Source organism: [Brevibacterium] flavum (assembly GCF_019317305.1).
Lineage (GTDB): Bacteria > Actinomycetota > Actinomycetes > Mycobacteriales > Mycobacteriaceae > Corynebacterium > Corynebacterium glutamicum.
On sequence record NZ_CP079240.1, the window covers coordinates 2,309,999 to 2,323,538 of the forward strand.

Consider the following 13,540-nt stretch of genomic DNA (forward strand, 5'->3'; position numbering starts at 1 on the left):
GCAAGTTGTCGCGCGCCGCACCTCAGTATCCGGATCAACTTAATTTCGAAGTGCTGGGTTTTCTCGTGCGTACCCAATGCGTACCGATGTGCCCATGAGCGAAAAACAGGCCACGATAAGTTTCTTAAAACTTATCGTGGCCTGTTTCTATATTTGTGCGCCCTGACGGGCTCGAACCGCCGACCTGCTGGGTGTAAACCAGCTGCTCTTCCAGCTGAGCTAAAGGCGCGCACGTGCTTTTCTAGAACCACCTTGGTGGCCTCGAAAGCAACGAGTGAAATACTAACACACAATCTCCACAGACCTAAAATCGCTGCTCAGGCCGTGGAAATTAGCGATTGTTAAGGCTTCTTGTTCCCACGCTGGACGAGGCAAGAACCCTGCCAATTACCGAGACGTTCCGCCTTGGTCTGCACGAGACCTGCCAGTTGTGCTGATTCAGAGATAACTCCAGGAGCCAGGGCTCCTTCTTTACCAATGCCAGGAGTCAACACCCAGATACGACCATTCTCAGCGAGGGAGCGGATGGAATCCACAAGTCCGTCGACGAGATCGCCGTCATCCTCGCGCCACCAGAGCAGCACGACATCGCACAGCTCGTCGGTTTCTTCGTCGAGTAGTTCCTCACCGATTGCATCTTCGATGGACTCGCTGATCAGCGTGTCGGAATCTTCATCCCATCCAATTTCTTGAACGATATGACCCGATTGAATGCCGAGTAGTTGAGCATAATCCTGGGCACCTTGCTTGACTGCGCCCGGAGCGTCGGCCACTTTAATAATCCTCCTCGTGTGGGCCCCGATGTGTTTTTCGATTACATGGATTCAACATGAAACCGCGGGGCTATTGATATATCCGAATTGCACATTACCGTCCAACCGGTACTTTGAACCACCTTTCCCTGGAATTTTTTCCTTTTCCTCCCCCTTTACGCTCAAGAATCAATGAATTCAATCACTGGCCAGCGATTAACTTTTCGAGTTTTCAGTCTTGGATTTCCACAATTCTCTTCAAAATAATGGTGGCTAGATTTTTCATCAAACCTTCACCAAAAGGACATCAGACCTGTAGTTTTATGCGATTCGCGTCAAACGTGAGAGAAACATCACATCTCGCGGGAAACTACCCGATAATTCTTTGCAAAACTTTGCAAAGCGGAATGAACATGCAGCTAGTTTCCGTAGAAATGTTCTTTAAAAAATCCACAACAATTGCCAGGAAGCACACCGATTGATGGATACCTGAAATCCCAGTGAGCGCACCACTCCCCTTACGTCACAGTCTGTAAAACAAATCTTCGGTGTTGCGTATCCTTGTTAATAACTTATGCGTTGACTCATTCGTGCACTTCGGCGTGTCACAATTAGGTACGACCAAGAATGGGACCGGGAAACCGGGACGTATAAACGAAATAAAACATTCCAACAGGAGGTGTGGAAATGGCCGATCAAGCAAAACTTGGTGGCAAGCCCTCGGATGACTCTAACTTCGCGATGATCCGCGATGGCGTGGCATCTTATTTGAACGACTCAGATCCGGAGGAGACCAACGAGTGGATGGATTCACTCGACGGATTACTCCAGGAGTCTTCTCCAGAACGTGCTCGTTACCTCATGCTTCGTTTGCTTGAGCGTGCATCTGCAAAGCGCGTATCTCTTCCCCCAATGACGTCAACCGACTACGTCAACACCATTCCAACCTCTATGGAACCTGAATTCCCAGGCGATGAGGAAATGGAGAAGCGTTACCGTCGTTGGATTCGCTGGAACGCAGCCATCATGGTTCACCGCGCTCAGCGACCAGGCATCGGCGTCGGCGGGCACATTTCCACTTACGCAGGCGCAGCCCCTCTGTACGAAGTTGGCTTCAACCACTTCTTCCGCGGCAAGGATCACCCAGGCGGCGGCGACCAGATCTTCTTCCAGGGCCACGCATCACCAGGTATGTACGCACGTGCATTCATGGAGGGTCGCCTTTCTGAAGACGATCTCGATGGCTTCCGTCAGGAAGTTTCCCGTGAGCAGGGTGGTATTCCGTCCTACCCTCACCCACACGGTATGAAGGACTTCTGGGAGTTCCCAACTGTGTCCATGGGTCTTGGCCCAATGGATGCCATTTACCAGGCACGTTTCAACCGCTACCTCGAAAACCGTGGCATCAAGGACACCTCTGACCAGCACGTCTGGGCCTTCCTTGGCGACGGCGAAATGGACGAGCCAGAATCACGTGGTCTCATCCAGCAGGCTGCACTGAACAACCTGGACAACCTGACCTTCGTGGTTAACTGCAACCTGCAGCGTCTCGACGGACCTGTCCGCGGTAACACCAAGATCATCCAGGAACTCGAGTCCTTCTTCCGTGGCGCAGGCTGGTCTGTGATCAAGGTTGTTTGGGGTCGCGAGTGGGATGAACTTCTGGAGAAGGACCAGGATGGTGCACTTGTTGAGATCATGAACAACACCTCCGATGGTGACTACCAGACCTTCAAGGCTAACGACGGCGCATATGTTCGTGAGCACTTCTTCGGACGTGACCCACGCACCGCAAAGCTCGTTGAGAACATGACCGACGAAGAAATCTGGAAGCTGCCACGTGGCGGCCACGATTACCGCAAGGTTTACGCAGCCTACAAGCGAGCTCTTGAGACCAAGGATCGCCCAACCGTCATCCTTGCTCACACCATTAAGGGCTACGGACTCGGCCACAATTTCGAAGGCCGTAACGCAACCCACCAGATGAAGAAGCTGACGCTTGATGATCTGAAGTTGTTCCGCGACAAGCAGGGCATCCCAATCACCGATGAGCAGCTGGAGAAGGATCCTTACCTTCCTCCTTACTACCACCCAGGTGAAGACGCTCCTGAAATCAAGTACATGAAGGAACGTCGCGCAGCGCTCGGTGGCTACCTGCCAGAGCGTCGTGAGAACTACGATCCAATTCAGGTTCCACCACTGGATAAGCTTCGCTCTGTCCGTAAGGGCTCCGGCAAGCAGCAGATCGCTACCACCATGGCGACTGTTCGCACCTTCAAGGAACTGATGCGCGATAAGGGCTTGGCTGATCGCCTTGTCCCAATCATTCCTGATGAGGCACGTACCTTCGGTCTTGACTCTTGGTTCCCAACCTTGAAGATCTACAACCCGCACGGTCAGAACTACGTGCCTGTTGACCACGACCTGATGCTCTCCTACCGTGAGGCACCTGAAGGACAGATCCTGCACGAAGGCATCAACGAGGCTGGTTCCATGGCATCGTTCATCGCTGCGGGTACCTCCTACGCCACCCACGGCAAGGCCATGATTCCGCTGTACATCTTCTACTCGATGTTCGGATTCCAGCGCACCGGTGACTCCATCTGGGCAGCAGCCGATCAGATGGCACGTGGCTTCCTCTTGGGCGCTACCGCAGGTCGCACCACCCTGACCGGTGAAGGCCTCCAGCACATGGATGGACACTCCCCTGTCTTGGCTTCCACCAACGAGGGTGTCGAGACCTACGACCCATCCTTTGCGTACGAGATCGCACACCTGGTTCACCGTGGCATCGACCGCATGTACGGCCCAGGCAAGGGCGAAGATGTTATCTACTACATCACCATCTACAACGAGCCAACCCCACAGCCAGCTGAGCCAGAAGGACTGGACGTAGAAGGCCTGCACAAGGGCATCTACCTCTACTCCCGCGGTGAAGGCACCGGCCATGAGGCAAACATCTTGGCTTCCGGTGTTGGTATGCAGTGGGCTCTCAAGGCTGCATCCATCCTTGAGGCTGACTACGGAGTTCGTGCAAACATTTACTCCGCTACTTCTTGGGTTAACTTGGCTCGCGATGGCGCTGCTCGTAACAAGGCACAGCTGCGCAACCCAGGTGCAGATGCTGGCGAGGCATTCGTAACCACCCAGCTGAAGCAGACCTCTGGCCCATACGTCGCAGTGTCTGACTTCTCCACTGATCTGCCAAACCAGATCCGTGAATGGGTCCCAGGCGACTACACCGTTCTCGGTGCAGATGGCTTCGGTTTCTCTGATACCCGCCCAGCTGCTCGTCGCTTCTTCAACATCGACGCTGAGTCCATTGTTGTTGCAGTGCTGAACTCCCTGGCACGCGAAGGCAAGATCGACGTCTCCGTTGCTGCTCAGGCTGCTGAGAAGTTCAAGTTGGATGATCCTACGAGTGTTTCCGTAGATCCAAACGCTCCTGAGGAATAAATCACCTCAAGGGACAGATAAATCCCGCCGCCAGACGTTAGTCTGGCGGCGGGATTCGTCGTAAAGCAAGCTCTTTTTAGCCGAGGAACGCCTTGTCAGACAATGTTGCGCCCTTGATGTTGGCGAACTCCTGCAGCAAATCGCGCACAGTCAACTTCGACTTGGTAGCCTGATCTGCCTGGTAGACAATCTGGCCTTCATGCATCATGATCAGGCGATTGCCCAGGCGAATTGCCTGTTCCATGTTGTGCGTGACCATAAGCGTAGTCAGAGTTCCATCTGCCACGATCTTTTCGGTCAAGGTGGTCACAAGCTCTGCACGCTGTGGATCAAGTGCTGCGGTGTGCTCATCCAACAGCATGATTTTAGGTTGAGTAAAACCAGCCATCAGCAGGGACAATGCCTGACGCTGACCGCCAGAGAGCAAACCAACTTTGGCAGTGAGCCTGTTTTCCAGACCCAGCTCGAGGCGCTCAAGTTCCTGCTTGAATTGCTCACGGCGCTTCGAGGTCAGTGCAAAGCCCAATCCACGGCGCTTGCCGCGCAGCAACGCGATGGCCAGATTCTCTTCAATGGTGAGATTCGGCGCGGTGCCGGCCAGAGGATCCTGGAAAACGCGGCCGATGTAGCGGGCACGCTTGTGCTCTGACATCTTGTTTACATTGTTGCCGTCGATGGAAATCTCGCCGGAATCAACAAGCAAACGGCCAGAAACAGCGTTGAGCAGCGTGGATTTGCCCGCACCGTTAGAACCGATGACGGTGACAAAATCACCCTCAGCCATATCAAGTTTGAGCTGCTGCAACGCGCGGCGCTCATTCACAGTGCCGGGGAAGAAGGTTTTGGAAATTCCGTTGATGGATAACATGTCTTAAGCCTCCACTGCTACTGGTTGCTTAGGCTTCGGTGCCTTGGAGAACTTAGCACGCCACCTCGGCAGCAGCATGGCGACAACCACCAAGATCGCAGAAATTGCCTTCATATCGTTGGGGTCAAGGCCAACGCGCAGTGCTGCGAAAATGATCAGGCGGTACGCGATGGCACCGACGATGACAGCCAACACAGCCAACCACACGCGACGCTGACCGAAGATGGCCTGGCCCAAAATAACCGATGCGAGACCGATCACGATGAGGCCAATACCCATCGAAATATCTGCGAAGCCCTGGTACTGAGCGATGAGTGCACCGGCAAGACCAACAAAACCATTGGACAGGGAGATGGTGAGGATTTTGGTGAAATCCGTTGAAACACCAAAGGACTGCACCATCGGCCCGTTGTCGCCGGTGGATCGCAGCGACAGTCCGATATCAGTGTTGAGGAACCAGATGACGATGAGTCCCAAAATTCCCACTGCAACGGCGAGGATCGCCGGGCCTGCCCATGTGCCGAGGAGGCCGGCGTCGCGAAGCGGGGTGAAGAGGTTATCGGTGCGCAACAATGGCACGTTCGCGCCACCCATGATGCGCAAGTTAACCGACCACAACGCAATCATGGTCAAAATACCTGCGAGCAAACCATCGATCTTGCCCTTGGTGTGCAGCAAACCGGTGATCATGCCAGCGATAAAGCCAGTAACGAAACCAGCGGCAGTAGCCATAAGAGGAGGCCAGCCAGACATAAGAGCTGTCGCAGCTGTTGCCGCGCCAGTGGTCAGGCTGCCGTCAACGGTGAGGTCGGGAAAGTTGAGCACTCGGAACGTCAAATAGACGCCCAATGCGACAACTCCGTACAACAATCCGAACTCAAAAGCGCCGATCATACGCGTTCGGCCTTATCCAAAATCTCTTGAGGGATCTCCACGCCCTGGCGCTCTGCTGCATCTTCGTTGATCACGTAGGTGAACTCAGTTGCAGTCTCCACAGGCATGGTTGCTGGGTCTTCGCCGTCCTGCAGAATACGCAGAGCCATCTCACCAGTCTGGCGGCCAAGCTCGGTGTAATCGATACCCAGGGTTGCCAGTGCGCCACCCTCAACAGTGCCGGACTCAGCGCCGATCACAGGGATCTGCTTCTGCTCAGCAACCTGAACCAGAGAAGAAATACCGGAAACAACCATGTTGTCAGTTGGAACGTAGATGACATCAACATCGCCGAGAGCTTCAACAGCCTGCTGAATCTCGTTCACGGTAGTGACAGTCTGAGTATTAACGGACAGCCCCAGTGGCTCAGCAGCCTTGGTGACCTCATCGACCTGCACCTGAGAGTTGACCTCACCAGATGCGTAGACGATGCCGATGGACTTTGCGTCAGGAACCAGCTGCTGCAAAAGCTCCAACTGCTGCTCAATTGGTGCGATATCAGAAGTACCGGTGACGTTCCCGCCAGGTGCTTCATTAGAATCCACCAGCTCTGCCGACACTGCATCGGTAACTGCGGTGAACAGGACTGGGATATCAGTGATATTCTGCGCAGTTGCCTGTGCTGCTGGAGTTGCAACAGCCAACACGAGATCCAAATTGTCAGAAGCGAACTGCTGAGAAATAGTCAGTGCAGTGCCCTGCTCGCCGTTAGCGTTTTGCTCATCAAAGGTGACGTCAACGCCTGCCTCTTCAAAAGCTTCCTTGAAACCAGTGGTCGCTGCATCAAGTGCGGGGTGCTGAACAAGCTGGTTGATGCCAACTCGGTAAGAGTCGCCACCTGCAGCATCAGTGGAGGTGGAGCTGTCACTGGAATCGCTTGAGCACGAAGCTAACGCCAAGGCGCCAACAGTAAAGATGCTTGCGAGTACCTTCGAACGGGAAGAAAACATGGCACATCTCCTTAAAGTGTTATTTTCAAAAAGGGGCAGACAGCGTCAACACATGTCTCGGATAAAGAACCATATGTGAAATGTCTCATGATTTAAACTACTTGTTCTACCAGTCATATGCGCAATTCCCCCTGGATATCCCGCAGGACATGGACAAAATGGGTGGATAGCGGGTGCACCAATTCAATCTTTTAGAGGCCCTAGACACCGCGGTTTCCTTAATCGATCATTAAAGAGGGATCCTCTCCCCTAGCAAACCTCCAAAGACTAGAGTGGGGAACACCATGAACGTTTCCTCAAATAAACCCAGTGACTCTGACCGCGAATATCTTCAATCAGAACTCACCCGGCTCGTTGGCCAGGGGCGACTCGATCTAGATACTTACCAAGACGTGGTTGATACCGTTTGGTCTACTGATGATCTAGGCGAGTTGATGAGGATCCGTGCCCGCTTCCTGGGAGGGCCGCAGGTTTCGCAGCAGCGGCCCCAGCAGCCGCAGCAACCACATCAGCGGCCGCAACAGCAACCGCCACAGCATTATGGACAACCCGGCTACGGCCAATCACCTCAATATCCACCGCAGCAGCCTCCACATAATCAGCCCGGCTATTACCCCGATCCCGGCACTGACCAGCAGCAACCACCGATGCACCAGCCACCAACGCGTCCAAATCAATATCAGCCTGGCCCACAAGGTGGAATTCCAGTGGGTGGCCATCTGCCACAACCAGGTGCAGGGCACATGCCGGAACCAGAAACCTCCACGATGGGCTCCATCCAAAAGTCCGGTGAATGGCTCGTTCCTGCATATTCGGCATACAAGCTCAACGGTGCTGACCTTTTCTTAGATATCCGCCATGCCACCGCGGCTGCTCCTGTCATTACCTTTGATGTCAACATGACCATGGGTTCTATGACGCTGATTGTTCCACCGGGTGTGTATGTGGAAGTGCAGATGGCTTCCAAGAACTGGTCGGATTTCAAGGTTCAAACAACCAATCCTCTCCCCGGTGCTCCCCGAGTGTTCATCACTGGTGTTGCACGCGCATCAGGGTTGAAGGTTTTCACCAAGCATCCTCATGAGCCTTTTGGGTTCTGGCAGAAAATGTTTGAGTAGCCTCGGGCCACGCCCGAACCAGGTTCCTCAGCCCAGCCCGTCCAAAATGTTGCTGATCGCATTATTGAGGATTCCTGGCGCTTCAAGCGGAAGCATATGACCTGCTCCTTCTGCGATTTGAAGGCGTGCGCCGGGCCAGACTTCGCAGATGCGGTCGGCTTGGCTAATTGGGGTGACATCATCTAATTCGCCGGCAAGGACGTAGCCTTTGAGGCCTTCCAATGCTGGTGCGGCATCGAGTTCGTCGTGTTCTTGGAGGTCGTCGAAGAAACCGACGAAGGTATCCAAGGGGGTTTCGTGGATCATGGCGGCGTGGAAATCGATGACTTCATCGTTTGTGTCTCGTTGGAAGACTGCGGTGGCCAGGGTAGGGGCTAGAAATGTGGTGGCGTATTGGCGGAATTTTTGGGCATCGTTGGGGGCTGCTTCGACGGCGTTTTTGATGTTGTCGGCAAGAGGTGATGCCAGGACTTGTGGTAGACCTTGGGTGGATAATGATTCGATCGAAGTGGCGACTAGAACCATGCCGACGATCCTCTTTCGAAGTGAGTGATCTGCCCGTTTAACCAGGTTAAGTGCCGTGAGTCCGCCGAGGGAATGCCCAACCAAAATGAGCGGGCCGGTCGGTGCGTGTTCGTGGATGGCTGCGAGAACATCGTTCGCTGTTCCTTCGATGGTGCAGAGCTCTGGGCGGACCTGGCCGGTGGCGCCGTGGCCGCGGGCGTCGATAAGCACGCTTTTAATATTTGGGTAAAAGGTTTGTAGGTAGTCGACCTGCATGTAATACACTTCGGCGGCAAGCGTGAAGCCGTGGATGAACACGACCGTTGCCGTGGCATTTTCGGCATGGCCAACCATGTACGTGTGGATGCTGAGGCCGTCGGAGTCCACGATGGTGTGGCGGTCGACGTGTTTTAGACCCGGGATACGGTTTTTGCTAAATGCTGCGCCACGCTCCAGGAGGAGTTGCCTGCGACCATTTGGCGTCATCTTTAGCCTTGCTTTATGAGCTTTTCCCCGCAATGAGCCGCGTTGTGTATCCATAAGTCTTAGCCTACAAGCGCTTTGAGGTAGTTTGGGATCATGGATTTCAACGACAAAGCCGCTTCAGAAAACGCTGTAAAGACTGGCGCAGAAGGCCCCAACGTTTTCGCGAGCGTGGCCAAGATTTTGCAGGATGTTGGCGGAATTTCAGCCGAAGACGTCACTCCGGAATCTCGTTTTACTGAGGATTTGGCGGTGAGCTCACTCAATTACATCGAGTTGATTGTCAATGCGGAGGACGCGTTTGGTGTTCGCATTGAGGACGCCGATGCCAAGGATTTGACCACCGTGCAGGATTTGATTGACTTTATTAACACCAATAAGGCTGATTAGCGGGAAAATTTCGCCCAAAACAGGGACAATGGTGTTATGACAGTGAACATTTCATATCTGACCGACATGGACGGCGTCCTCATCAAAGAGGGCGAGATAATTCCAGGTGCAGATCGTTTTCTTCAGTCTCTCACCGATAACAATGTGGAGTTTATGGTTTTGACCAACAACTCCATTTTCACCCCGAGGGATCTTTCTGCACGTCTTAAGACTTCCGGTTTGGATATCCCGCCGGAGCGTATTTGGACTTCTGCAACCGCCACTGCTCACTTCCTGAAATCCCAGGTCAAGGAGGGCACAGCCTATGTTGTTGGCGAGTCCGGTCTGACCACTGCGTTGCATACCGCGGGTTGGATTTTGACGGATGCCAATCCTGAGTTTGTTGTCCTGGGTGAAACCCGCACATATTCCTTCGAGGCAATCACTACTGCGATAAATCTGATTTTGGGTGGCGCTCGCTTTATTTGCACCAACCCGGATGTCACTGGACCTTCACCAAGTGGCATTTTGCCTGCTACTGGCTCTGTCGCAGCGCTTATTACCGCAGCTACAGGCGCTGAGCCTTATTACATCGGTAAGCCAAACCCTGTGATGATGCGCAGTGCGCTGAACACCATCGGGGCGCATTCCGAGCACACTGTCATGATCGGCGACCGCATGGACACCGACGTGAAATCTGGTTTGGAAGCCGGCCTGAGCACCGTGCTGGTTCGAAGCGGAATCTCCGACGACGCCGAGATCCGCCGCTACCCCTTCCGCCCAACTCACGTGATCAATTCCATCGCCGATCTTGCCGATTGCTGGGACGATCCTTTCGGTGACGGTGCATTTCACGTACCAGATGAGCAGCAGTTCACTGACTAGTATTCTGTAGGTCATGGCATTTGCAGACATTGTGCGCAGCGTCGAAAACCGCACCAACGCAGCGACCCTCAACTGGTCCATCAAAAAGGGCTGGAAGCCCGAAGTCACCGGATTTTCCGGTTACGGCTCCGGGCGTCGAGTGCGCGTCCTTGCGCGCGTGCTCATGTCCAACCCCGAAAATTTGCTTGTCGACGCCCCCTCCCAATCAATTACCCAACAAGCACAGCGCGGTTGGCGCCAGTTCTTCACCATCCAAGTGCCCAACCTGCCAGTAACTGTCACCGTTGGTGGGAAAACAGTTACCTCATCCACCAACGACAACGGCTACGTTGACCTCCTGGTGGAAGACCACAACCTTGACCCCGGCTGGCACACCATCCAGATCCAAGCCGAAGGTTCCACCCCCGCCGAAGCCCGCGTCCTCATCGTGGAAAACACCGCCCGAATCGGACTCATCTCCGACATCGACGACACCATCATGGTCACCTGGCTTCCCCGAGCACTCCTCGCCGCATGGAACTCGTGGGTTTTGCACACCAACACCCGCAAACCAGTCCCCGGAATGAACCGCTTCTACGAAGAACTCCTCAAAGACCACCCCGACGCACCCGTGTTCTACCTCTCCACCGGCGCATGGAACACCTTTGAAACCCTCCAAGAGTTCATCAACAAACACGCACTCCCCGACGGCCCCATGTTGCTCACCGACTGGGGACCAACCCCCACAGGACTATTCCGCTCAGGTCAAGAGCACAAGAAAGTCCAACTGCGCAACCTGTTTATCGAATACCCCGACATGAAATGGATCCTCGTCGGCGACGATGGCCAACACGATCCCCTCATCTACGGCGAAGCAGTCGAAGAACACCCCAACCGCATCGCAGGTGTTGCAATCCGTGAGCTCTCCCCCGGCGAACATGTGCTCTCCCACGGAACAACTGCGTCACTGTCCACCATCACGACCAACGGTGGCCAAGGAGTCCCAGTAGTTCACGGCCGCGATGGATATGAGTTGCTGCAGCGCTACGAGACGAAGCCGTTCGCCTGAGTCCTACTGGGTGTCTCATGAACCAAACCGGGTGACCAGCGTCGCCTTAACTTTGGGTTCCTCGGTCACCTGGTTTGGTCCTTGGTTGCGTTCGCGTATGGCATAAATGGGCACTGACTATTTTTGGGGCGGGGCCCCGAGGTAAAAGGCGATTTAAGAGGTTGAGATCCCCAAATAGGCTTTTGGTATGGAGGACGCCCGTTGAGGCTCTTAAAACCGATTCTGAGAGACCTCGGCTTTGTGACCAGTGGGACAGATGAGATTCCTGCGAGCTTGCTGATCAAGAACTCACCACAATCGTGTGGCCAGACCATCAAATCGAATAGATTTTTGCACTAACTAGACCCAAACTTGCAAAAACCCACCACAAACCCTGTCCCGCCAGCAATCTGTGGTGAATTTTCGCATAATTATTCGACCAATCGTCCGACGGTAATCAACACGTCACAAACCACCCCAAAAAGTGCGCCAAAAACCCGTGGGGCCTCCCTCTTCCTCTAGAGAGGCCCCACGGGCTGGTCTATTTACGCCCCGCCGAGCTAAAGAATCACTGGCTTTCTAGTCAACGATTCGCAGCTCAACTTCAAAACGGTATTCATCAGCCAGAGATTCCAGCACTCCTCGAAGTTTGTCGAGTTCGCGTGGAGTTCCGGTGATCACCTCTCGACACTCAGTGAGGCCAAGTTCGAATGGGTCACGGCGCCATGCAGTGAACCATCGTGCGGTGAGCGGGTCCCTGTTGGAGCCGGACAGCTCCGAAGGACTCGGAATACACACAACCATTGCGGATTCCACGGTCTGACGCAGTTCCTTTGGCATTCCGCTGATTTCTAGAACAGCGGTATGCATTGGGAGGGCTACATCGTCGATGGATTCTTCGATGGTAGTTTTCAGTTGGGGCAACCCCATGTCTTCCCAGAAGTCTGCCGTGAGCAAATCCGCCTGATGACGGGTCCGGGTTGGCACGGTTAATGCATTGTTCGTCATGTTCGGTTTCCTTCGGCAACACTTAACTGCCTTCAATTCCCGCACACATATACAAGTAGATATGTGCAGTTACTAAAGGAAGTAAGACGAGGTTCGTCTTCCCCAACGGCCTCGAGCTCGCTTCAAAATTCCTTGAATGACTACACAGGCGATTGTGGTTGAGTAAGTGGACCCCGGCAACCCTCAACTTAAGCTTTATCCCCCATTTACTAAAGCTAAAGTTAAGGTTTAAACTTCATAACATTTCGGACATTTTCCCACGTCACAGAAGTAACATCTGTAACACTGGCCATAGTTAAGCACTGTAATTACGGCAAAAGTTTATGAATTTAACTCGGCCCAGACTTCGTCATTGAAGGCAGTCCACAACGGTTTAGCCCAAGGACCGAAATTTCGGTCAGTCAAAACAACCCCGACTTGACCTGAGCCTGGAACAGTCCAAAAGAATGTTCCCGACTGCCCAAAGTGTCCAGCAGTGTTCTCCGGCATCAAGTCACCTGTCCAGTGCGGCGACTTCTGTCCCTTGATTTCAAAGCCCAATCCCCACGGACACGGCTTCTGCATGCCATAACCGGGGACGGTGCCAATCAGTTCCGGGAATTGCACCTGGAAAGCCTCTGCAAGGGTTTCTGGTGAGATCAGAGTTGGTGCGGTGAGTTCTTGGCCGAACTTGGTAAGATCAGCCACTGTGCTGCGCGCCTCGTGTCCCGCAGAACCCCATAGTTCAGAGTTCTCCATTCCCAAAGGCTCGAACACAGCCTCGCGGAGATACTCTGCAAACGGCATTTCAGCTTCAGCGGCAACAGCATCCGCCAAGATGTCCATGCCAGCAGAGGAGTAAATGCGGCGCTCCCCCACTCCCTTTTCCGCTACCGGCTTATCGAATGCCACGCCAGAAGCATGTGAGAGCAGATGCCTCACTGTGGATCCTTCAGGACCCATCGGTGAATCGAGCTCAAAAACACCTTCTTCGATGGCAACAAGGAAACCGTAGGTGGCCAGGAGTTTTGTCACACTCATGAGTTCAAAAACACGATCGACGTCGCCGTAAAAGTGCACGGCGCCGTCGGAGATGACACTGGCCGAAACATTGTCGACAGGCCAAGATTCAAGCGTCTTAAAACTCTGCATGGAGACAGACCTTAGCAACTAATCTGTTAAACCCCTGGCAACACAACGATGTATGT

General features: G+C 53.8%; 13 protein-coding genes, 1 tRNA gene and 1 pseudogene. 6 read left to right on the forward strand and 9 right to left on the reverse strand.

All coding sequences use genetic code 11. The annotated features are described in order from the left end of the window. Positions 1 to 156: 156 nt before the first annotated feature. A tRNA-Val gene (locus KW808_RS11140) sits at positions 157 to 229 on the reverse strand. A gap of 112 nt (positions 230 to 341) precedes the next feature. Then, positions 342 to 773, reverse strand: coding sequence for a DUF3052 domain-containing protein (locus KW808_RS11145; RefSeq protein ID WP_003859595.1), 432 nt, complete (start codon positions 771 to 773; stop codon positions 342 to 344). Between the two features lie 666 nt (positions 774 to 1,439). Between KW808_RS11145 and aceE the strand changes: the two genes are divergently transcribed. Further along, entirely contained in the window at positions 1,440 to 4,208 is a 2,769-nt protein-coding gene (aceE, locus tag KW808_RS11150) for a pyruvate dehydrogenase (acetyl-transferring), homodimeric type (protein ID WP_003856989.1), read from the forward strand. A 76-nt stretch (positions 4,209 to 4,284) separates the two neighbouring features. On the opposite strand, the gene KW808_RS11155 is transcribed toward aceE, so the two are convergent. Genes KW808_RS11155 through KW808_RS11165 form a run of 3 tightly spaced genes read right to left on the reverse strand, consistent with a single transcriptional unit; the run spans position 4,285 to position 6,959 of the window. After that, positions 4,285 to 5,076: an ABC transporter ATP-binding protein gene (locus KW808_RS11155; RefSeq protein ID WP_003859593.1), complete on the reverse strand. Its 792-nt coding sequence runs from the start codon at positions 5,074 to 5,076 to the stop codon at positions 4,285 to 4,287. Positions 5,077 to 5,079: 3 nt separating this feature from the next. Beyond that, entirely contained in the window at positions 5,080 to 5,970 is an 891-nt protein-coding gene (locus KW808_RS11160; RefSeq protein ID WP_003856992.1) for an ABC transporter permease, read from the reverse strand. After that, positions 5,967 to 6,959, reverse strand: a complete 993-nt coding sequence (locus tag KW808_RS11165; RefSeq protein ID WP_003856994.1) for an ABC transporter substrate-binding protein — start codon at positions 6,957 to 6,959, stop codon at positions 5,967 to 5,969. The genes KW808_RS11160 and KW808_RS11165 overlap by 4 nt, the downstream gene beginning before the upstream one ends. 284 nt (positions 6,960 to 7,243) lie before the next feature. On the opposite strand from KW808_RS11165, the pseudogene KW808_RS11170 reads away from it, so the two are divergent. Continuing rightward, positions 7,244 to 7,342: pseudogene (locus tag KW808_RS11170) on the forward strand (DUF1707 domain-containing protein); the annotation flags it as partial. Between the two features lie 28 nt (positions 7,343 to 7,370). On the opposite strand, the gene KW808_RS11175 reads toward KW808_RS11170, so the two are convergent. Further along, the gene (locus tag KW808_RS11175) at positions 7,371 to 7,685 is read right to left on the reverse strand and encodes a hypothetical protein (protein ID WP_003859590.1); all 315 of its coding nucleotides are present in this window, start codon (positions 7,683 to 7,685) and stop codon (positions 7,371 to 7,373) included. A 17-nt stretch (positions 7,686 to 7,702) separates the two neighbouring features. Between KW808_RS11175 and KW808_RS11180 the strand changes: the two genes are divergently transcribed. Next, a complete protein-coding gene (locus tag KW808_RS11180) occupies positions 7,703 to 8,077 on the forward strand; it encodes a hypothetical protein (protein ID WP_003856997.1) in 375 nt (124 codons plus the stop codon). Positions 8,078 to 8,104: 27 nt separating this feature from the next. Here the strand turns inward: KW808_RS11180 and KW808_RS11185 are convergent, their stop codons facing one another. Next, positions 8,105 to 9,067 carry an alpha/beta fold hydrolase gene (locus tag KW808_RS11185; protein ID WP_003859588.1) on the reverse strand — a complete coding sequence of 321 codons (963 nt, stop codon included), beginning with the start codon at positions 9,065 to 9,067 and terminating at the stop codon, positions 8,105 to 8,107. Between the two features lie 93 nt (positions 9,068 to 9,160). Between KW808_RS11185 and KW808_RS11190 the strand changes: the two genes are divergently transcribed. Genes KW808_RS11190 through KW808_RS11200 form a run of 3 tightly spaced genes read left to right on the forward strand, consistent with a single transcriptional unit; the run spans position 9,161 to position 11,366 of the window. After that, positions 9,161 to 9,454 carry an acyl carrier protein gene (locus tag KW808_RS11190; RefSeq protein ID WP_003859586.1) on the forward strand — a complete coding sequence of 98 codons (294 nt, stop codon included), beginning with the start codon at positions 9,161 to 9,163 and terminating at the stop codon, positions 9,452 to 9,454. A gap of 36 nt (positions 9,455 to 9,490) precedes the next feature. Next, positions 9,491 to 10,318: an HAD-IIA family hydrolase gene (locus KW808_RS11195; RefSeq protein WP_003859582.1), complete on the forward strand. Its 828-nt coding sequence runs from the start codon at positions 9,491 to 9,493 to the stop codon at positions 10,316 to 10,318. 13 nt (positions 10,319 to 10,331) lie between these two features. Continuing rightward, positions 10,332 to 11,366, forward strand: a complete 1,035-nt coding sequence (locus tag KW808_RS11200; RefSeq protein ID WP_003859580.1) for an App1 family protein phosphatidate phosphatase — start codon at positions 10,332 to 10,334, stop codon at positions 11,364 to 11,366. Between the two features lie 558 nt (positions 11,367 to 11,924). Here the strand turns inward: KW808_RS11200 and KW808_RS11205 are convergent. Together KW808_RS11205 and KW808_RS11210 are read right to left on the reverse strand one after the other, a co-directional pair. Then, positions 11,925 to 12,353 carry a hypothetical protein gene (locus tag KW808_RS11205; protein WP_003857008.1) on the reverse strand — a complete coding sequence of 143 codons (429 nt, stop codon included), beginning with the start codon at positions 12,351 to 12,353 and terminating at the stop codon, positions 11,925 to 11,927. A gap of 321 nt (positions 12,354 to 12,674) precedes the next feature. After that, complete coding sequence (locus KW808_RS11210) at positions 12,675 to 13,484, reverse strand: serine hydrolase domain-containing protein (RefSeq protein ID WP_003857011.1); 810 nt, start codon at positions 13,482 to 13,484, stop codon at positions 12,675 to 12,677. Positions 13,485 to 13,540: the final 56 nt, after the last annotated feature.